Annotated in this window: 18 protein-coding genes; 15 read left to right on the forward strand and 3 right to left on the reverse strand. The window is 60.7% G+C overall.

Annotated features, from left to right (window positions below; translation table 11 throughout):
* Positions 1-26: 26 nt before the first annotated feature.
* Positions 27-1,091, reverse strand: a complete 1,065-nt coding sequence (locus tag DKB71_RS08575) for an RHS repeat-associated core domain-containing protein (RefSeq protein ID WP_408600080.1) — start codon at positions 1,089-1,091, stop codon at positions 27-29.
* A 315-nt stretch (positions 1,092-1,406) separates the two neighbouring features.
* Between DKB71_RS08575 and flhA the strand changes: the two genes are divergently transcribed.
* The 15 genes from flhA (at position 1,407) to DKB71_RS08650 (ending at position 16,926) form a co-directional block, all read left to right on the forward strand.
* Complete coding sequence (flhA, locus tag DKB71_RS08580; protein ID WP_046819334.1) at positions 1,407-3,536, forward strand: flagellar biosynthesis protein FlhA; 2,130 nt, start codon at positions 1,407-1,409, stop codon at positions 3,534-3,536.
* An 11-nt stretch (positions 3,537-3,547) separates the two neighbouring features.
* Positions 3,548-4,873 carry a flagellar biosynthesis protein FlhF gene (flhF, locus tag DKB71_RS08585; RefSeq protein WP_408600081.1) on the forward strand — a complete coding sequence of 442 codons (1,326 nt, stop codon included), beginning with the start codon at positions 3,548-3,550 and terminating at the stop codon, positions 4,871-4,873.
* A gap of 115 nt (positions 4,874-4,988) precedes the next feature.
* Positions 4,989-5,819 (forward strand): flagellar synthesis regulator FleN, encoded by an 831-nt coding sequence (gene fleN / locus DKB71_RS08590; protein WP_007975361.1) that lies wholly within the window; start codon positions 4,989-4,991, stop codon positions 5,817-5,819.
* On the forward strand, positions 5,816-6,556 hold the full coding sequence (fliA, locus tag DKB71_RS08595; protein ID WP_008055347.1) for an RNA polymerase sigma factor FliA: 741 nt from the start codon (positions 5,816-5,818) through the stop codon (positions 6,554-6,556). Before fleN ends, fliA begins: the two co-directional genes overlap by 4 nt.
* Before the next feature lie 166 nt (positions 6,557-6,722).
* Entirely contained in the window at positions 6,723-7,094 is a 372-nt protein-coding gene (locus DKB71_RS08600; RefSeq protein WP_162488921.1) for a chemotaxis response regulator CheY, read from the forward strand.
* A 19-nt stretch (positions 7,095-7,113) separates the two neighbouring features.
* Complete coding sequence (locus DKB71_RS08605) at positions 7,114-7,902, forward strand: protein phosphatase CheZ (RefSeq protein WP_274074861.1); 789 nt, start codon at positions 7,114-7,116, stop codon at positions 7,900-7,902.
* Between the two features lie 52 nt (positions 7,903-7,954).
* Positions 7,955-10,213 carry a chemotaxis protein CheA gene (locus DKB71_RS08610; RefSeq protein WP_408600082.1) on the forward strand — a complete coding sequence of 753 codons (2,259 nt, stop codon included), beginning with the start codon at positions 7,955-7,957 and terminating at the stop codon, positions 10,211-10,213.
* Positions 10,214-10,263: 50 nt separating this feature from the next.
* Positions 10,264-11,394: a chemotaxis response regulator protein-glutamate methylesterase gene (locus DKB71_RS08615; RefSeq protein WP_274074863.1), complete on the forward strand. Its 1,131-nt coding sequence runs from the start codon at positions 10,264-10,266 to the stop codon at positions 11,392-11,394.
* Positions 11,394-12,134: a flagellar motor protein gene (locus DKB71_RS08620; protein ID WP_248677034.1), complete on the forward strand. Its 741-nt coding sequence runs from the start codon at positions 11,394-11,396 to the stop codon at positions 12,132-12,134. The genes DKB71_RS08615 and DKB71_RS08620 overlap by 1 nt, the downstream gene beginning before the upstream one ends.
* A 15-nt stretch (positions 12,135-12,149) precedes the next feature.
* A complete protein-coding gene (motD, locus tag DKB71_RS08625; protein ID WP_274074864.1) occupies positions 12,150-13,040 on the forward strand; it encodes a flagellar motor protein MotD in 891 nt (296 codons plus the stop codon).
* 42 nt (positions 13,041-13,082) lie between these two features.
* On the forward strand, positions 13,083-13,871 hold the full coding sequence (locus tag DKB71_RS08630; protein ID WP_274074865.1) for a ParA family protein: 789 nt from the start codon (positions 13,083-13,085) through the stop codon (positions 13,869-13,871).
* Between the two features lie 580 nt (positions 13,872-14,451).
* Complete coding sequence (locus tag DKB71_RS08635; protein ID WP_408600083.1) at positions 14,452-15,351, forward strand: CheW domain-containing protein; 900 nt, start codon at positions 14,452-14,454, stop codon at positions 15,349-15,351.
* A 42-nt stretch (positions 15,352-15,393) separates the two neighbouring features.
* Complete coding sequence (locus DKB71_RS08640) at positions 15,394-15,879, forward strand: chemotaxis protein CheW (RefSeq protein ID WP_007946765.1); 486 nt, start codon at positions 15,394-15,396, stop codon at positions 15,877-15,879.
* A complete protein-coding gene (locus DKB71_RS08645; RefSeq protein ID WP_274074867.1) occupies positions 15,880-16,275 on the forward strand; it encodes a DUF2802 domain-containing protein in 396 nt (131 codons plus the stop codon).
* 381 nt (positions 16,276-16,656) lie between these two features.
* Positions 16,657-16,926, forward strand: a complete 270-nt coding sequence (locus tag DKB71_RS08650; protein WP_408600084.1) for a hypothetical protein — start codon at positions 16,657-16,659, stop codon at positions 16,924-16,926.
* Between the two features lie 60 nt (positions 16,927-16,986).
* On the opposite strand, the gene DKB71_RS08655 is transcribed toward DKB71_RS08650, so the two are convergent.
* Both DKB71_RS08655 and DKB71_RS08660 read right to left on the reverse strand, forming a co-directional pair.
* Positions 16,987-17,316: an EscU/YscU/HrcU family type III secretion system export apparatus switch protein gene (locus DKB71_RS08655; RefSeq protein WP_323609082.1), complete on the reverse strand. Its 330-nt coding sequence runs from the start codon at positions 17,314-17,316 to the stop codon at positions 16,987-16,989.
* A complete protein-coding gene (locus DKB71_RS08660; protein WP_408600085.1) occupies positions 17,313-18,881 on the reverse strand; it encodes a flagellar hook-length control protein FliK in 1,569 nt (522 codons plus the stop codon). The genes DKB71_RS08655 and DKB71_RS08660 overlap by 4 nt, the downstream gene beginning before the upstream one ends.
* Positions 18,882-19,055: the final 174 nt, after the last annotated feature.

Here is a 19,055-nt window from a genome sequence, read left to right on the forward strand (position 1 = left end):
CCCTTTCAGGACCCTTATGGGATTGATTATTTTATATAATTGAAATGAAGGTCTCTGATTCTGATTGCCTCTGAGGTCAGTTCCGCGAAATATGGGTGGCGTACTTGAGTAATTTCTTGGTAGTAACGATCTGCTAGTTCAGGTGAGGGGAGTTTGTGGGGTGGTATGCTAAGATCGAACTCAGACTCTCCTGCCTTGGATAGTTTTTCCATGTCGAACAGACGGTTTTTATTATTTGGTGTGGGGGTTGTCTCGATGTATTCCAATAATTTAAGGCGGTCGTTGGAACTTTTGGTTATTCCAGTCATGTTTTCTAATTCGGGTGCATATTTTCGTGCTTGCGCCAAATCGTATGAGAATTTTTCATTCTGAAATTTAGCTTCTGAGAGCATCTCCACTAATTTGTCATATTTTGCACGTGCTGAAACCGCTTTTGTAGGCGATATTCCTGGCTTGAGGGAAAATCTCCCCGTGCGGAGCAGAATTGTATTAGTTTTGGCAACTTGGTCGGCTTGTAGACGCAGTCCGAAGATGATTGCGCGTGTTACTGTGCGGAAAGATACATGTCCATTTGAGTCACGTCGATTGAGAGGGTCCCCCAAGCAATACACATACGAATTTAATCCGCCCTTCCCAAACGGACTCAAACTATCCGGACTAATAAACCGCATCAAAAACGGATTGAATGCCCGATACCCCCCTAATAAATACCACCCGGTTACCCGATCCCGCCGCTCACCGTTGAACCCAAGCAGGCTGAGTAACCCGCTCCCAGCCGGGTGGTGGCCATAGGGTGTATAGGCGATGGCTCGTTGTGGCTGATTGATCTTGAGCGTCTGCAACACCGAGCGCTGCTGATCGGTGGCCAAGAGCGTGGTGCCGGGTGAACCACCTTCGTGTTGCTGTTGCGCCAGCAGTTGGTCGCCGTGCTGGAATACCGAATACCGGTTCGCACCCTGAATCTCGGTGGCCAGTCGGCTTTTGCAATAAAAGCGCTGGTGCTCGGGCTCGTTTGGCAGTTCGTTGCTCGTCAGGCGGTCAAGCGCATCGTAGCTATATCGACAGAGCAGGGTTTCGCGTGGGGTTGCCATGTATGGACGCCTCGAAAGGTCGAAGGACTTGCGCCGAGTATCAGCAATTATGCAACGGGCGGGTACTAGCAGAACTGATAGGTTCGCCGTTGTAAAGTCGTGCGTTACACGGACTGAAGATCAAAAGATCGCAGCCTTCGGCAGCTCCTACAGGGGTACTCCGAGCCTCTGTAGGAGCTGCCGAAGGCTGCGATCTTTTTGCTTGCGCAAACCTCTATTTCAAACCTGCGCAAAAGTTGGAAAGCTTCTTGCAGTGCCCACCCCGCGCCCGCTTCTGGCGTCAAAAGTTTTGCTTCAAAGGAACGGGGAATACCGGTGGATCGCTCTCAGTTAATCAACAGTGCCCGCACGAACATGGCAGACCTCAGTCGAGGCAATCTGGGCGTGCCGCTGTTGCTGCTGGTCATGTTGGCGATGATGATGTTGCCGATGCCGCCGTTCCTGCTCGACGTGTTTTTCACCTTCAACATTGCCCTGTCGATCGTCGTGCTGTTGGTCTGCGTCTACGCCTTGCGGCCGCTGGATTTTGCGGTGTTCCCGACCATCCTGCTGGTGGCGACGTTGTTGCGCCTGGCCTTGAACGTTGCGTCAACCCGGGTGGTGATGCTCCACGGCCAGGACGGCCATGCTGCCGCGGGCAAGGTGATCCAGGCCTTTGGCGAGGTGGTGATCGGCGGTAACTACGTGGTCGGTATCGTGGTGTTCGCGATTTTGATGATCATCAACTTCGTCGTGGTGACCAAGGGTGCCGGGCGGATTTCCGAGGTGAGCGCGCGGTTCACCCTCGATGCGATGCCCGGCAAGCAGATGGCCATCGACGCCGACCTCAACGCCGGCCTGATCGACCAGAACCAGGCCAAGGCGCGGCGTTCGGAAGTGGCCCAGGAGGCCGAGTTCTACGGCTCCATGGACGGTGCCAGCAAGTTCGTGCGCGGTGACGCCATCGCCGGCCTGCTGATTCTGTTCATCAACCTGATCGGCGGCATGGCGGTCGGTATCTTCCAGCACAACATGTCCTTCGCCGATGCCGGCAAGGTATACGCCCTGCTGACCATCGGTGACGGTTTGGTGGCGCAATTGCCATCACTGTTGTTGTCCACAGCGGCGGCGATCATGGTGACCCGTGCTTCGGGCTCCGAAGACATGGGCAAGCAAATCAACCGGCAGATGTTCGCATCGCCCAAGGCGCTGGCGGTGTCGGCCGGCCTGATGGCGGTGATGGGGCTGGTGCCGGGCATGCCGCACTTCTCCTTCCTGTCCATGGCCGCCCTGGCCGCCGGTGGCGCGTACCTGTTCTGGAAAAAACAGAACACGGCCAAGGTGCAGGCCCTGCAAGAGGTCAAGCGTCAGCAGGAACTGCTGCCATCGCCGGCCCGCGCCCAGGAAACCAAGGAGCTGGGCTGGGATGACGTGACGCCGATCGACATGATCGGCCTGGAAGTGGGCTATCGCCTGATTCCGCTGGTGGACCGCAACCAGGGCGGGCAATTGCTGGCGCGGATCAAGGGCGTGCGCAAGAAGCTGTCCCAGGACCTGGGTTTCCTCATGCCCACGGTGCACATCCGCGACAACCTCGACCTGGCGCCGAGTGCCTATCGCCTGACCTTGATGGGGGTGATCCTCGCCGAGGCGGAGATTTACCCGGATCGCGAGCTGGCGATCAACCCGGGGCAGGTCTACGGCACGCTCAACGGCATAACCGCCAAAGATCCGGCTTTCGGCCTGGAGGCGGTGTGGATCGAAATCAGCCAGCGCGCCCAGGCGCAATCGCTTGGTTATACCGTGGTCGATGCCAGTACCGTGGTGGCCACGCACTTGAACCAGATCCTGTACAAGCACTCCAGCGAGCTGATCGGCCACGAAGAAGTCCAGCAACTCATGCAATTGCTGGCGAAAAACTCGCCGAAACTGGCCGAAGAGCTGGTGCCGGGGGTGCTGTCGCTGTCGCAATTGCTCAAGGTCCTGCAAGCGCTGTTGGCCGAACAGGTACCGGTACGCGACATTCGCAGCATTGCCGAAGCCATCGCGAACAACGCCAACAAGAGTCAAGATACCGCCGCGCTGGTGGCTGCGGTGCGCGTCGGCGTATCCCGCGCCATCGTGCAAAGCATTGTAGGCACTGACTCCGAGCTGCCAGTGATCACGCTGGAGCCAAGGTTGGAACAGATATTGCTCAATAGTCTGCAGAAGGCAGGGCAAGGCTCGGAAGAGGGCGTGCTGCTGGAGCCAAGCATGGCTGAGAAGCTGCAACGCTCGTTGATCGATGCGGCGCAGCGGCAGGAGATGCAAGGTCAACCGGTGATTCTGCTGGTGGCCGGTCCGGTTCGCGCGATGCTCTCGCGATTTGGCCGGCTCGCAGTCCCGGGTTTGCACGTGTTGGCGTATCAGGAAATCCCTGACAACAAGCAAGTGACCATCGTTGCGACAGTAGGGCCCAACGGCTGAGGTAGTGGTTTATGCAAGTTAAGCGTTTTTTCGCCGCCGATATGCGTCAGGCCATGAAGCTGGTTCGTGATGAGCTGGGCGCCGATGCCGCCATCATTGGCAACCGGCGCATCGCCGGGGGTGTCGAGCTGATGGCTGCCCTGGATTACAAGCTGTCGGCGCTGGCACCGCGTGTGCCGAACGTGGAGCTCGAGGACGAGCTGCGCAAGACCCAGTCGCGGATCGTCACCGCCCAGGCCGAATTGAGCCTGCGGGGCGAGGGCGAGAGCGACAAGGGCACCAATCGCCAGTTGTTTGCCGGCCTGCCGCTGACCGCTGCCGAACCGCTGATCGAACCGACCCTGGCCGAGCCACCGCGACCTGCCCCGGTCCCTGCGCCGGCGGCCGGTCTCGATACGCGGGCCTTCGATTCGATGCGTTCGGAGCTCAACAGCCTGCGTGAACTCATGGAAGTGCAGCTCGGTTCCCTCGCCTGGAACCAGCTGCAGGGCAGCCGCCCGGCCCAGGCGAACCTGTGGCGGCGCCTGCAGCGCATCGGCCTGTCCGGTCCGTTGTCGCGGGACCTGCTGGCACTGGTCAGCGAAATTGAAGAACCCCGTCAGGCCTGGCGCATGTTGCTGGCGCACCTGGCGCGGATGATCGCCACCCCGGAAGTGGAGCCGCTGGAAGAGGGCGGCGTGATTGCCATGGTCGGCCCGGCCGGCATGGGCAAGACCACCACCCTGGCCAAGCTGGCGGCGCGTTACGTGCTCAAGTACGGCGCGCAGAACATTGCCCTGGTAAGCATGGACAGCTTCCGCATCGGAGCCCAGGAACAGCTCAAGACCCTCGGGCGGATCCTCAATGTGCCGGTGACCCACGTCGATCCGGGCCAGTCGCTGGTCCAGGCGCTGGACCCGTTGCTGCGCAAGCGCGTGGTGCTGATCGATACCGCCGGCCTGCAAGCCAGCGACCCGGCCCTGCGCATGCAGCTCGAAAGCCTGGCCAGTCGCGGCATCCGCTCAAAAAATTATCTGGTCCTGGCAACCACCAGCCAGAAACAGGTTCTAACCGCCGCTTATCACAGTTACAAGCGTTGTGGGCTCGCTGGCTGCATCCTGACTAAACTGGATGAAACGGCAAGTCTGGGCGAGGTGTTGAGCCTGGCCATCAGCCATGAATTGCCGGTGGCCTACCTGACCGACGGTCCGCGGATTCCAGATGATCTGCATCTGCCGCGCCGTCATCAACTGGTCAGTCGGGCCGTCAGCGTGCAAATGCAGGAAGAACCCAGCGAAGAAGCCATGGCTGACATGTTCGCTGATATCTATCACAGCCCGACCAAGCAGGTTGGCTGAGGTAACAATGAATAGTTTTTGTACCTACATCGATGGCCTGCCATGCATTGTTCCGGTTGTGAACGCGCAGCCAGTTATGTGGCCCCGTCTATGCAGAACAAGGTAAAGAAATAACATGGGCAGCATGCATCCTGTACAGGTGATCGCGGTGACCGGCGGCAAAGGTGGCGTCGGCAAAACTAACGTGTCAGTGAACTTGTCCCTGGCTTTGGCTGAGCTCGGCCGGCGCGTCATGCTGCTGGACGCTGACCTGGGCCTGGCGAACGTCGACGTTCTGTTGGGGCTGACACCCAAACGTACCCTGGCCGACGTGATCGAAGGCCGCTGTGAGCTGCGCGACGTGCTGTTGCAGGGCCCCGGCGGCATCCGCATCGTGCCGGCCGCGTCCGGCACCCAGAGCATGGTTCATTTGAGCCCGGCCCAGCACGCCGGCCTGATCCAGGCCTTCAGTGACATTGGCGACAACCTCGACGTGCTGGTGATCGACACCGCCGCGGGCATTGGCGAGTCGGTGGTCAGTTTCGTGCGCGCGGCCCAGGAGGTGTTGCTGGTGGTCTGCGACGAGCCGACCTCGATCACTGACGCCTACGCCTTGATCAAGTTGCTCAACCGCGATTACGGCATGAACCGCTTCCGCGTGCTGGCGAACATGGCGCAGAGCCCGCAGGAAGGGCGCAACCTGTTCGCCAAGTTGACCAAGGTCACCGATCGCTTCCTCGACGTCGCCCTACAATATGTCGGCGCCGTGCCTTACGACGAAAGCGTGCGCAAGGCTGTGCAGAAGCAGCGCGCCGTCTACGAAGCCTTCCCGCGCTCCAAGTGCTCGCTGGCGTTCAAGGCGATCGCGCAGAAGGTCGACACCTGGCCGCTGCCCGCCAACCCGCGTGGGCACCTGGAATTTTTCGTCGAGCGCCTCGTGCAACAAACGGCAGGACCCGTGCTATGACCGCAAGCGGTTACAACCTCTACAAGGCATCGGCGCGTAACGCGCAGTACGAGCTGATCGAGCGTTACGCGCCGCTGGTTAAACGCATTGCCTATCACTTGCTGGCGCGTCTGCCGGCCAGTGTCCAGGTGGAAGACCTGATCCAGGCCGGGATGATTGGCCTGTTGGAAGTATCGACCAAATACGACGCCAGCAAAGGCGCGAGTTTCGAGACCTACGCGGGCATCCGTATCCGCGGCGCCATGCTCGATGAAGTGCGCAAGGGCGATTGGGCGCCGCGTTCGGTCCACCGTAATACGCGGATGGTCAGCGACGCCATCCGCACGATTGAAGCTAAAACCGGGCGTGACGCTAAAGATCACGAGGTTGCGGCCGAACTCCAATTGAGCCTTGACGATTATTACGGGATTTTGAACGACACCTTGGGCAGCCGCCTGTTCAGTTTCGACGACCTGTTGCAGGACGGCGAACACGAAGGGCTGCACGAGGACGGCGCGAGTGCGCATCTGGAACCGTCGCGCGATCTGGAAGATGAACGCTTCCAGGCGGCGCTGGCCGATGCGATCGCCAATTTGCCGGAGCGCGAGCGCCTGGTGTTGGCGCTGTACTACGACGAAGAGTTGAATCTCAAGGAAATCGGCGAGGTCCTGGGGGTCAGCGAATCCCGGGTCAGCCAGTTACACAGCCAGTGCGCGGCCCGCTTGCGGGGGCGTCTGGGAGAGTGGCGAGCGCGCTGAAGGCAGTGTGGGGGCACTGCGACTTGGCTGGTGGGGTGATGAACCGCGCCGGTCTCGATCCGTTGTACTCCAGACAGTCATCGAGTGTTTCGCCAGTTTGATTGAAATGGCGCGTCCAGGTGCTGGGCGCGTTTTAGTCTGCTTGGAGGTCGAATTGGACAAGAACATGAAAATCCTCATCGTTGATGACTTCTCAACGATGCGGCGGATCATAAAAAACCTGTTGCGTGACCTTGGGTTCACCAACACGGTCGAGGCCGACGATGGCACTAGCGCCATTCCGGTACTCAACAGCGGGAGCATCGACTTTCTGGTGACGGACTGGAACATGCCTGGCATGACCGGTATCGATCTGCTGCGCCACGTGCGCGCCGATGAAAGGCTCAAGCACCTGCCAGTGCTGATGGTGACCGCCGAAGCCAAGCGCGAGCAGATCATCGAAGCAGCCCAGGCCGGTGTAAACGGCTATGTGGTCAAACCCTTCACGGCCCAGGCGTTGAAAGAAAAAATCGAGAAGATTTTCGAACGCATCGGTTGAACTGCGCCACGGGGGAGCTATGGGGCATAACGAATCATCCCAGGGCGATTTTGAATCGACCCTGAAAAAACACGCCGTCGAATTGGTCGAGAGCCTTGAAAAGGGCAGGTTCGGCGATGCTGTGCAATTGATCCATGAGCTCAACCAGACCCGTGACCGTGGCCTGTATCAGGAAGTGGGCAAGCTCACCCGCGAGCTGCATAGCGCGATCGTCAATTTCCAGATTGACCCGCACATGCCGCAAGCCGAGGAAGTCTCACAGATCACCGACGCCACCGAGCGCCTGGGGTATGTGGTCAAGCTGACCGAAGCCGCCGCCAATCGCACCATGGACCTGGTGGAAAACGCCACGCCGCTGGTCAACAGCCTGGCTGAAGAAGCCCAGGGCCTGAGCACCGACTGGGGACGGTTCATGCGGCGCGAAGTCGGCGCTGAAGAGTTTCGTGAGCTGGCCCGGCGCGTCGACGGCTTCCTGACGCGCAGCAGCACGGACAACCGCGCGGTGTCGAGCAACCTCAACGACATTCTGCTCGCCCAGGATTACCAGGACCTTACCGGTCAGGTGATCAAGCGCGTGACCCAACTGGTCACCGAAGTGGAAAGCAACCTGCTCAAGCTCGTGCTGATGGCCAGTCAGGTGGACCGCTTTGCGGGCATCGAACATGACCGTGCGGCAATGCTTGCAGAAAAAGATCCACAAAAACATCTCTCGAAGGGTGAAGGTCCGCAGATTCATGCCGATAAAAGAGAAGACGTTATGTCCGGTCAGGACGATGTGGACGATTTGTTATCCAGTCTAGGCTTCTAAAATTTTTAGCATTCTAGGTTTTGGGTTTTTAGACCTTTAGGAGCACCCCCTGATGAGCTTCGGCGCCGATGAAGAGATCCTTCAGGATTTCCTGGTTGAGGCCGGCGAGATTCTAGAGCAACTGTCCGAGCAACTGGTCGAGCTGGAAAGCCGTCCGGATGATGCGGATTTGCTCAATGCAATTTTTCGCGGTTTTCACACTGTAAAAGGGGGCGCCGGCTTCCTCCAGCTCAACGAGCTGGTGGAGTGCTGCCACATCGCCGAGAACGTGTTCGACATCCTGCGCAAGGGCGAACGCCGCGTCGACTCGGAATTGATGGACGTGGTCCTCGAAGCGCTGGACGCCGTGAACAGCATGTTCGGCGAAGTGCGCGAGCGGTGTCCGGTCACTGCTGCAACACCTGAACTGCTGGCGGCCCTGGCGCGCCTGGCCGAGCCGCAATCGGCTGACGAGGTGGCTGCTGTACCTGCAGCGGCAGTGGTCGAAGCACCTGAAGCCGATTCCGGCGATATTACCGATAACGAATTCGAGCAGTTGCTGGACTCGCTGAACGCCGTCAAGGCCCAGGCCGAGGCGCCAGCGGTTGCGCCAGCACCGGCCAGCGAAGTGCCTGCCAGCGACGAAATCACCGACGCCGAGTTCGAGTCGTTGCTCGATCAACTGCACGGCAAGGGCAAGTTCGCCGTCGATGCAGTGGCCCCGGCGCCCGTCGCGCCGCCAGAGCCGAAAGCCGCTGGCGATAGCTCGGACATCACCGACGAAGAATTCGAAGCCTTGCTCGACCAACTGCACGGCAAGGGCAACTTTGCGGTAGAGGCCCTGGAGTCGGCCATCGCATCGGTGCCTGCACCGGCAGCGCCCACCGCAGCGGCGGCCGGCAGCGACCTGATCAGCGATCATGAATTCGAAGCCCTGCTCGATGAACTGCACGGCAAAGGCAAGTTCAGCGAAGTGGGCACCGCGACAGCGGCGAACAGCTCGAGCGCCTCGGTAGGTGCTCCGGCCGCCAAGGTGGTTGCACCCAAGCCCGTGGCCAAGGCGCCCGAAGCGAAAGCCGAAGCGCCAGCACCCGTTGCCGCCGCTGCACCGGCTGCGGCCCGTGCCCCGGCCGCGCCACCCGCGGAAAAACCGGCCAGCGAAGCCGAGACCACCGTACGGGTCGATACCGCGCGGCTGGACGAGATCATGAACATGGTCGGCGAGCTGGTGCTGGTGCGTAACCGCCTGGTGCGCCTGGGTGCCAACAGCGCCGACGAAGCCATGTCCAAGGCGGTGTCGAACCTCGACGTGGTCACGGCCGACCTGCAGACCGCGGTCATGAAGACGCGCATGCAACCGATCAAGAAAGTCTTCGGGCGCTTCCCGCGCCTGGTTCGCGACCTGGCACGCCAGCTCAAGAAAGAGATCAACCTGGAGCTGGTCGGCGAAGACACCGACCTCGACAAGAACCTGGTCGAAGCCCTGGCCGACCCGCTGGTCCACCTGGTGCGCAACGCGGTCGATCACGGCATCGAATCGCCGGAAGAACGCGAAGCCTCGGGCAAGGCCCGTGGCGGCAAGGTGATCCTGGCGGCCGAGCAGGAAGGCGATCACATCCTGTTGTCGATCTCCGACGACGGCAAGGGCATGGACCCGAATGTCCTGCGTGCCATCGCCGTTAAACGCGGTGTGATGGACAAGGACGCGGCCGACCGCCTGAGCGATACCGAGTGCTACAACCTGATTTTCGCCCCGGGCTTCTCGACCAAGACCGAGATCTCCGACGTGTCGGGTCGCGGGGTGGGCATGGACGTGGTGAAAACCAAGATCTCCCAGCTCAACGGCTCGATCAACATCTACTCGGCCAGGGGCCAGGGCTCGAAGATCGTCATCAAGGTGCCGCTGACCCTGGCGATCATGCCGACCCTGATGGTCATGCTCGGCAACCAGGCGTTCGCCTTCCCGCTGGTGAACGTCAACGAGATCTTCCACCTCGACCTGTCGCGCACCAACGTGGTGGACGGCCAGGAAGTGGTGATCGTGCGCGACAAGGCACTGCCGTTGTTCTACCTCAAGCGCTGGCTGGTCAGCTCCGCCGCTCACGAAGAGCAGCGCGAAGGCCACGTGGTGATCCTTTCGGTGGGCACCCAGCGGATCGGCTTTGTCGTCGACCAGCTGGTGGGCCAGGAAGAAGTGGTCATCAAGCCATTGGGCAAAATGCTCCAGGGAACCCCGGGGATGTCGGGCGCCACCATTACCGGTGACGGCCGCATCGCGCTGATTCTCGATGTTCCGAGCATGCTCAAGCGTTACGCCACACGGCGTATTTGATTCTGCCGCAGCGGGGCGACTGATGCCCCGCTGCGTCTAATGGAGTGTTTATGGCAGTCAAGGTCCTGGTGGTGGACGATTCGGGGTTTTTCCGCCGCCGCGTCTCGGAAATTCTTTCAGCGGATGTGAATATCCAGGTCGTCGGCACGGCGACCAACGGCAAAGAGGCGATCGATCAGGCGCTGGCCCTCAAGCCGGACGTGATCACCATGGACTACGAGATGCCGATGATGGATGGCATCACCGCGGTAAGGCACATCATGCAGCGCTGCCCGACCCCGGTGCTGATGTTTTCCTCGCTGACCCATGAAGGCGCCCGGGTCACCCTGGACGCGCTGGATGCCGGCGCGGTGGACTTCCTGCCGAAGAACTTCGAAGACATCTCGCGCAACCCCGAGAAGGTCAAGCAACTGCTGTGCGAGAAGATTCTCAGCATCTCGCGCAGCAATCGTCGTGTCAGCAGTTACAGTGCGCCGGCACCGGTGGCCGCGCCGGCGCAGGCGCCAACGCCTGCGAGCACCATTGGTTATGGCAGCAGCGCGCCTGTGCGTCAGGCACCTGCTCCGATCCCGACTCGTGCACCTGCGCACCCCCCGTCCTCGCCAGCGCCCAAGCGCAAAGCCTATAAACTGGTCGCCATCGGTACGTCCACCGGCGGCCCGGTTGCACTGCAGCGGGTATTGACCCAACTGCCAGCCAACTTTCCGGCCCCCATCGTCTTGGTCCAGCACATGCCGGCGGCCTTCACCAAGGCGTTCGCCGAGCGCCTGGACAAGCTCTGCCGGATCCACGTCAAGGAAGCCGAGGACGGCGACATCCTGCGTCCGGGCCTGGCGTTGTTGGCGCCCGGTGGCAAGCAGATGATGGTCGACGGCCGGGGCGCGGTGAAAATCCTCCCGGGCGACGAGCGCTTGAACTACAAGCCGTGCGTGGACATCACCTTCGGTTCGGCGGCCAAGTCCTACGGCGACAAAGTTCTGGCGGTGGTACTGACCGGCATGGGCGCCGACGGCCGCGAAGGCGCGCGCCTGCTCAAGCAGAGCGGCAGTTCGATCTGGGCCCAGGATGAAGCCAGCTGCGTGATCTATGGCATGCCCATGGCCATCGTCAAGGCCGAACTGGCCGACGCGGTGTATGCACTGGATGACATCGGCCGGCACATCGTCGAGGCCTGTGTCTGATGGACGTTCTGAGTCTCATCGGCATCATCATGGCGTTCGTCGCCATCATTGGTGGCAACTACCTTGAAGGCGGCCATATCGGCGCGCTGGCCAACGGTCCGGCCGCGTTGATCGTGCTGGGCGGGACCATTGGCGCGGCGTTGCTGCAGTCGCCCATGAGCGCCTTCAAGCGGGCCATGCAGATCCTCGCGTGGATCCTGTTTCCGCCACGGGTCGACCTGGCCGGCGGCATCGATCGTGTCGTCAACTGGAGCCTGACCGCCCGCAAGGAAGGCCTGCTCGGGCTGGAAGGGGTGGCCGACGCCGAACCCGACAGTTACTCGCGCAAAGGCTTGCAATTGCTGGTCGATGGCGCCGAGCCGGAAGCGATCCGCAGCATTCTCGAGGTGGATTTCTACACCCAGGAAAGCCGCGACATCGAAGCCGCCAAGGTCTTCGAAAGCATGGGCGGTTATGCGCCGACCATCGGCATCATCGGTGCGGTGATGGGCCTGATTCATGTGATGGGCAACCTGGGGGATCCGTCCCAGTTGGGCAATGGCATCGCCGTGGCCTTCGTCGCCACCATCTATGGTGTGGCCAGTGCCAACCTGGTGTTGCTGCCGATTGCCGCCAAGCTCAAGTCCATCGCGTTGCGCCAGTCGCGTTATCGCGAAATGTTGCTGGAAGGAATCCTGTCGATCGCCGAAGGTGAAAACCCACGCTCGATCGAGTTGAAGCTCCAGGGCTTCATGGATTGATGGGGGTAATGGACTATGGCTCGTCGTCGTCAACATGATGAACATGTAAACCATGAGCGTTGGCTCGTGTCCTACGCCGACTTCATCACCTTGCTGTTCGCCTTCTTCGTGGTGATGTACTCGATCTCCTCGATCAACGAAGGCAAGTACAAAGTCATTTCCGAGGCATTGATCGGCGTCTTCACCGACACCGATCGCGCGCTCAAGCCGATCCCCATTGGTGACGAGCGACCGAAGACCGTGACCCCGGCCAAGCCCTTGGTCAAGGACAGTGACCAGGTCGATGCCGGTGTCTCGGGTGCCAGCGATCCGCTCAAAAGCATCGCCGACGACATCAGCGCGGCCTTCGGCGACCTGATCAGTTCCAAGCAGATGACCGTGCGCGGCAACGAGTTGTGGGTGGAGATCGAACTCAATTCCAGCCTGTTGTTCGGCAGCGGCGATGCCATGCCCAGCGACATTGCCTTCAACATCATCGACAAGGTCGCGGCGATCCTGAAACCGTTCGACAACCCGATCCACGTCGAGGGTTTCACCGACGACCAACCGATCCGCACCTCGCAGTACCCCACCAACTGGGAGCTGTCTTCGGCCCGCTCGGCCAGCATCGTTCGGATGCTGGCGATGCAGGGGGTCAATCCCGGTCGCCTGGCGTCGGTGGGGTATGGCGAGTTTCAGCCGGTGGCCAACAACGCCACGGCGGAGGGCCGGGCGCGCAACCGTCGCGTGGTGCTGGTGGTGTCGCGCAACCTGGACGTGCGCCGCAGCCTCACCGCGACCGGCGCGGCCAATGCACAACCGGATGCCGCCTTGAAGCGTGCTGGCACACAAACTGCACCGACCAAGGTCAAGTCGCCGGTAGGGGAGAACGCCGTCAATTCTCCGTCACCCGCATTAACACGTTGAGCTAATTCTCGGCCGAGCCGTTGGGCCGGGAGGAACAATCGAATGAGAGTCTGGGCAGTCGCCAATCAAAAGGGTGGTGTCGGTAAAACCACTTCCTCCATCGCTTTAGCCGGGTTGCTGGCCGAGGCGGGCAAGCGCGTGGTCGTGGTCGATCTCGACCCCCATGGCTCCATGACCAGCTATTTCGGTTACGACCCCGACAGCCTGGAACACAGCAACTACGACCTGTTCCTGCATAAAGGCAGCGTGCCCCAGGGCCTGCCGGGCCAGTTGTTGCTGCCCACCAGTCACGAATCCATTTCCCTGTTGCCCTCGAGCACCGCGCTGGCCACCCTCGAACGCCAGTCGCCGGGCCAGAGTGGCCTGGGCCTGGTGATCGCCAAGAGCCTGGCGCAGTTGTGGCAGGACTTCGATTACGCCGTGATTGACAGCCCGCCGTTGCTCGGGGTGCTGATGGTCAATGCGTTGGCAGCGAGCCAGCAACTGGTGATTCCGGTGCAGACCGAACACCTGGCGGTCAAAGGCCTGGAGCGCATGGTCAACACCCTGGCGATGATCAATCGTTCGCGCAAGCAGGCCTTGCCGTTCACCATCGTGCCGACCCTGTTCGATCGCCGCACCCAGGCGTCCCTCAGTACACTGCGGGTGGTGCGCGACAAGTTTCCGCAAGAGATCTGGCAAGGCTACATCCCGGTCGACACACGCCTGCGCGATGCCAGCCGGGCGGGTCTGACGCCCTCCCAATTCGACGGCAAAAGCCGTGGCGTCGTCGCCTACCGCGCGCTGCTCAAGCACCTGCTGGCGGCGCAACTCGTTGCGCAGGTGGCATAAGAATGAGCCCGATCCCTGTAGGAGCAAGCTTGCTCGCGACGGTCGTCAACGATAACGCTGGAAACCGGTCACCCCGCGTCGCTCTCGCTCCTGTAGGAGCAAGCTTGCTCGCGACGGTCGTCAACGATAACGCACGAAACCTGGCACCCCGCGGCGCTCTCTCTCCTGTAGGAGCAAGCTTGCTCGCGACGGTCGTCAACGATAACGCTGAAAACCTGGCACCCCGCGGCGCTCTCGCTCCTGTAGGAGCAAGCTTGCTCGCGATGGTCGTCAACGATAACGCTGGAAACCGGTCACCCCGCAGCGCTCTCGCTCCTGTAGGAGCAAGCTTGCTCGCGATGGTCGTCAACGATAACGCTCGAAACCGGTCACCCCGCAGCGCTCTCGCTCCTGTAGGAGCAAGCTTGCTCGCGATGGTCGTCAACGATAACGCTGGAAACCTGGCACCCCGCGGCGCTCTCGCTCCTGTAGGAGCAAGCTTGCTCGCGATGGTCGTCAACGATAACGCTGGAAACCTGGCACCCAGCGGCGCTCTCGGGTTCTTCGCGAGCAAGCTCGCTCCTACAATGGGGGTGTGTCAGTGAATCGTCCGGTAAAGATCACATCGCGCCCGCAACTGGCGCTGCAGTCGTATCTGGACAGCCTGCTGCAAGAAGTCACCGAGGAACTCTCGGCGGAATTCGAAGCAGCGCCGGAAGTCGTCGAAGCCGAGGCTGCGCTCGACGAATTCCAGGCCGCAGTGCTCGAAGAGCAGGCCCGGGATGCACAGAAGGGCGCCGCCCCGGACGTTGCACCTGTGGTAGCTGTGGCGAAGCCCGCTGTGGCCGTGATCGAAGCGTCGCCACCAGTCCTGACGCCGGTATCGACCATCGCGCCCTTGCTGCAAGCCCTTGTACCGCCGCCCGTCGAAGTGCATCAAGCCTTGGTGCCGCCGGTCGTCGAAGTGCATTTGCCACCCGCCAGCACGCCGCCACCGGCAGAAACCGACGGTCGTCCGGCCTGGGCGGCCGAACCCTTCGAATGCCTGTTGTTCGATGTCGCCGGGCTGACCCTGGCGGTGCCGCTGGTGTGCCTGGGTTCGATCTATCCACTGGCCGGCCATGAGCTGACGTCGTTGTTCGGCCAGCCGGACTGGTTCCTCGGCATCCTGCCGAGCCAGGCAGGCAACCTCAAGGTCCTGGACACGGCCCGTTGGGTCATGCCCGATCGCTACCGCGAGGACTTCAAACAGGGCTTGCAATACGTGATCTCCGTCCAGGGCTACGAGTGGGGGCTGGCGGTGCATCAGGTCAGTCGTTCGCTACGCCTGGACCCGAACGAAATCAAATGGCGCAGCCACCGTGGCCAACGGCCATGGCTGGCGGGCACGGTGATAGAGCACATGTGTGCCTTGCTCGATGTATCCGAACTGGCCGAGTTGATCGCCAGCGGTGGGGCCAGGCACATGGGCGGCAGCAAGCCGACCCACAAAACTACATAACAGAACAACACCGCCAGGGCGGTTTCTTGAGGGGATCAGGGTATGAATGACAAGGCAACGGCGGCAAAGGGTTCCGAAGATCCGATCCTGCAATGGGTAACCTTCAAGCTGGACAATGAAACCTACGGCATCAACGTGATGCGCGTCCAGGAAGTCCTGCGCTACACCGAAATCGCCCCGGTACCGGGCGCCCCGAGCTACGTGCTGGGCATCATCAACCTGCGCGGCAACGTGGTCACCGTGATCGACACCCGCCAGCGCTTCGGCCTGATGAACGCCGAAATCAGCGACAACACCCGCATCGTCATCATCGAAGCCGACAAGCAAGTGGTCGGGATCATGGTCGACAGCGTGGCCGAAGTGGTTTACCTGCGTCAGTCGGAAATCGAGACGGCACCGAACGTCGGTAACGAAGAGTCCGCCAAGTTCATTCAAGGCGTGTGCAACAAGAACAACGAACTGCTGATCCTGGTCGAACTGGACAAGATGATGAGCGAAGAAGAATGGTCGGATCTGGAGAATATCTGATTGATCCTCGAGGTAGCGGTCATTGTCCTGTTCCTGTTATGGGCAGGCACGCTGGCAATGTTTCTGTCTTACGTGCGCGGTCAGAAGCTGATCGCGGCACAACAGGCCCAGGGCGATGCGCAGCGTGACCAGCGCATCAAGGACCTGGGCCGGCGCGTCGATAATTACCAGAACGGCAACGTGAGCATGGGCGAAGACCTGCATGAACTTCGTGCGCTGGTCGCGCCCTTGCCGGACAGACTGGCCCGCCTGGAACAGCGCGATCCGGCGAGCCTGTCGTTTGAACAGGCGGCGAAACTGGTCGGGATGGGCGCCAGCGTCGACGAACTGACCCAGTCCTGCGGCCTGACCAAGGCCGAGGCGGAGTTGATGAGCAAGTTGCACAAGAGCAGCTAGCAGCTTCTAGCGGCAAGCCTCAAGCAAAAGATCGCAGCCTTCGGCAGCTCCTACAGGGGCTTACATTCACCTGTAGGAGCTGCCGAAGGCTGCGATCTTTTCGTTTTTATCGGGAGTTTAGGTAAACGCACCCCCCTGTAGGAGCTGGCTTGCCAGCGAAGACAATCTAAAGATCACCGTAATATATGATTTTTTGAAAGGCCAAAATACTTCAATAGCTATGTCAGCTTGTTAGTTCGGGCTTAAATCAGCGCTCTTGAAACGTGAATCCTGGTACTTTTAACAGTTGTGTCGTTGTGTCGAAAACTCTAATTTGAATTCGATCCTGCTTGGCAGGCGTGATCACTAATGTGTGAAATTTCGATTTCAAGGAGTTGTCGCATGGAACAGCAGCAAAATCGTCATACCGGAATCATTGCGTCTTTTGAATTGGAGCATCCAGGTTGGCCAGTCATAACGCCAGCGGCGAAAGGAACGGTCCGATCCGCACTTGATAATAATCTATACGACCTTCGCGGAAGTGACTTCAAGGGCATGGAACATCTGTTACCCCTTGTAGGTGTGCGTATTTCTTTTATTCTAGTCAGGTGGAATGACGGTAAAGTAACCGCAGGTGATATTCGACTGGAAGACCGTGGGAACGATGCCTGATTCAGGTATTACCATAAATCGTTGTGCCGGCTGCCTCTCCAAGTGAGGGCAGTCAGCATTTCAATAATCATCTCCCCGCTCAGATATATCGCGTTCCACTCTCACTGCATCCAGATCCTGCCCCTCCGGAAACTTCCCTTTCAAATTCCACGCAAACGCAATGATCTCGGCAATCGTCAGATAAAGCTCCTGCGGAATACTGTCCCCCAACTCCATCCGCGCCAGCAGGCTCACCAGTTCGGAGTTCTCATAGATCGGCACTTCGCAGTCGCGGGCGATGCGCAGGATTTCTTCGGCCAGTTCTTCGTCGCCCTTGGCGGTGAGGGTCGGGGCGTGGGTGCCGTCGTATTTGAGGGCGATGGCCTGGCGTGGGGCGTTGGGGTTTTTCATGCGTTTTCGTCGACCCAGCGTTGTTCGAGGCGGGTTTGTGGACCTTGGGGCGGTTTGCCGAGGTGGCAGTCGAGATCGCCGACGTTCAGGCCTGCCGCCAGCATGCGTTGGCGCAGGGCCGCCAGGTTGCTTTCGATCAGGCTGGCGGTGTAGGCGCGTTCGGCCCACAACTGGCTGCTGAGGCTGCCCTGGATCAGCTGTGCCTGTACCTGCAACGGGCCGAGCGGCTCCATGTCGAACGCCAGTTCGATGCGCCAGAGTTGTTGTTTGGGCGCGCGTTCTTCGGGGCGTTCCTTGGGTTGTTCTCTTTCGGGGGCCTCCTCGCGCTGGAACTTGATTTGCAATGGCACGATGTCCTGCAGGTTGCGCATCGGGATCTCCAGCTGCCAGGTACTCATCAGCCGTCCGTCCGGGGTGACGCCGGTCTGCTCCAGGCTGGACAGCTGGTGACTTTGCAGGCGGGAAACCGCCGCGGCGGCCAGGCGCAGCAGGTGTTCCAGATCGTCTTCGCCTTCGGCGCCTTGCAATAGCCGTTCAGGCAGCGGAAACCCGCTCGGCGACGGCTTTGCGTTGACTTGGCCGAGCATGCCCAAGGCATTGCGTACAAAACTCGGCATGGCCTGGGCCAGGGTGTTGCCAGCGATGATCGCGCTGAGGTGGGTGCCGGCTGGAAGCGCGGAGGACAATTGGCCGATCAGTTTGAGCAGGTCGCCTTTCATGTCCGGCCCCAGGTTCTGCCCGCCCAGCAGTTTTGCTTCGAGGAATGCGCCGCTGCTGGCCAGCGCCTGGGCCAGGCCTTTGGCGCTGCTCAATTGCTGCAGGTCGGGCAGGCCAGCGAGCAATCGGTCCACGGCCGCGCGCAGGTCGCCGGAGGTCTGGTCCGAGGCCGGCAGGTTTTGCAGCAGTTTGAGCAAGCCGTCCAGCGAGCCCTGGCGGCTTTGCTGGCTGAGCAGTTGCTGGGTTATGGCCAATTGTTCCTGGCGGCTGCTCAAGGGCACGAACTTCAAGGTCTGGGCGTCTTGCACCTGGGCGCTGAGCAAGGTGCCGATGCGCAACGGCTGCGCGCTGTCGATGCTCAGCGTGCTGCCGCTCAGCGCGGTGTTGAGCAGACTGACCATCGAGCGAAACACCGCGGGTTGCCCCGGCACTTGTGGCAGCACCTGAGAAGTCAGCACCTTACCCTGCACCAAGGTGCCGACCGGCATTTGCGCCGTGTCGAGGCGGGTGAGGGTGGCGACGCTGGCGGCGAGAGCTTGCTGTACGGTGACCGCCAGGTTGCCCGCCGAAGGTTGGGTGACTGCGACGCTGGTGCCTTGGGCCAAGGGTTGGTTGCTGAGGGCCTGGAGCGTGGTCTGCCGGCCGCTTTCAAGGGTGAGCTTGAGCAGCAGTTGAAACGCCTGGTCCGCCTGCTTGAGCGACAGCACTTCGGCCTTGGCGGTCTGGCCGGCGCTGATCAGGCCCTCCATCGGCGTCAGCAGCTTGAGCAGTTCGCCGTTGACCGCCTGCGGGCGTGCGGTCGCCGGGGCGGCCTGCGGTAGCGGGAGGATGTTCATTTCGCCTGTCATACGCGGTCACAACCTTGGGAAATTGCACGCTTGAGAGTAGGAAATGGCATGTATAATGCCGCTCCGTTGTATACAGATTGCGCTAAATTTCGCAGTTAATTGACGCAGCTCTCTCGTTCGGGGCGCCAATACCTTTATTCTGCATCTCTTTAACGGCTGCGCCAGCGCCGACTT

The organism is Pseudomonas sp. PLMAX, from assembly GCF_046042685.1.
In the GTDB taxonomy this organism is placed as follows: domain Bacteria; phylum Pseudomonadota; class Gammaproteobacteria; order Pseudomonadales; family Pseudomonadaceae; genus Aquipseudomonas; species Aquipseudomonas putida_AE.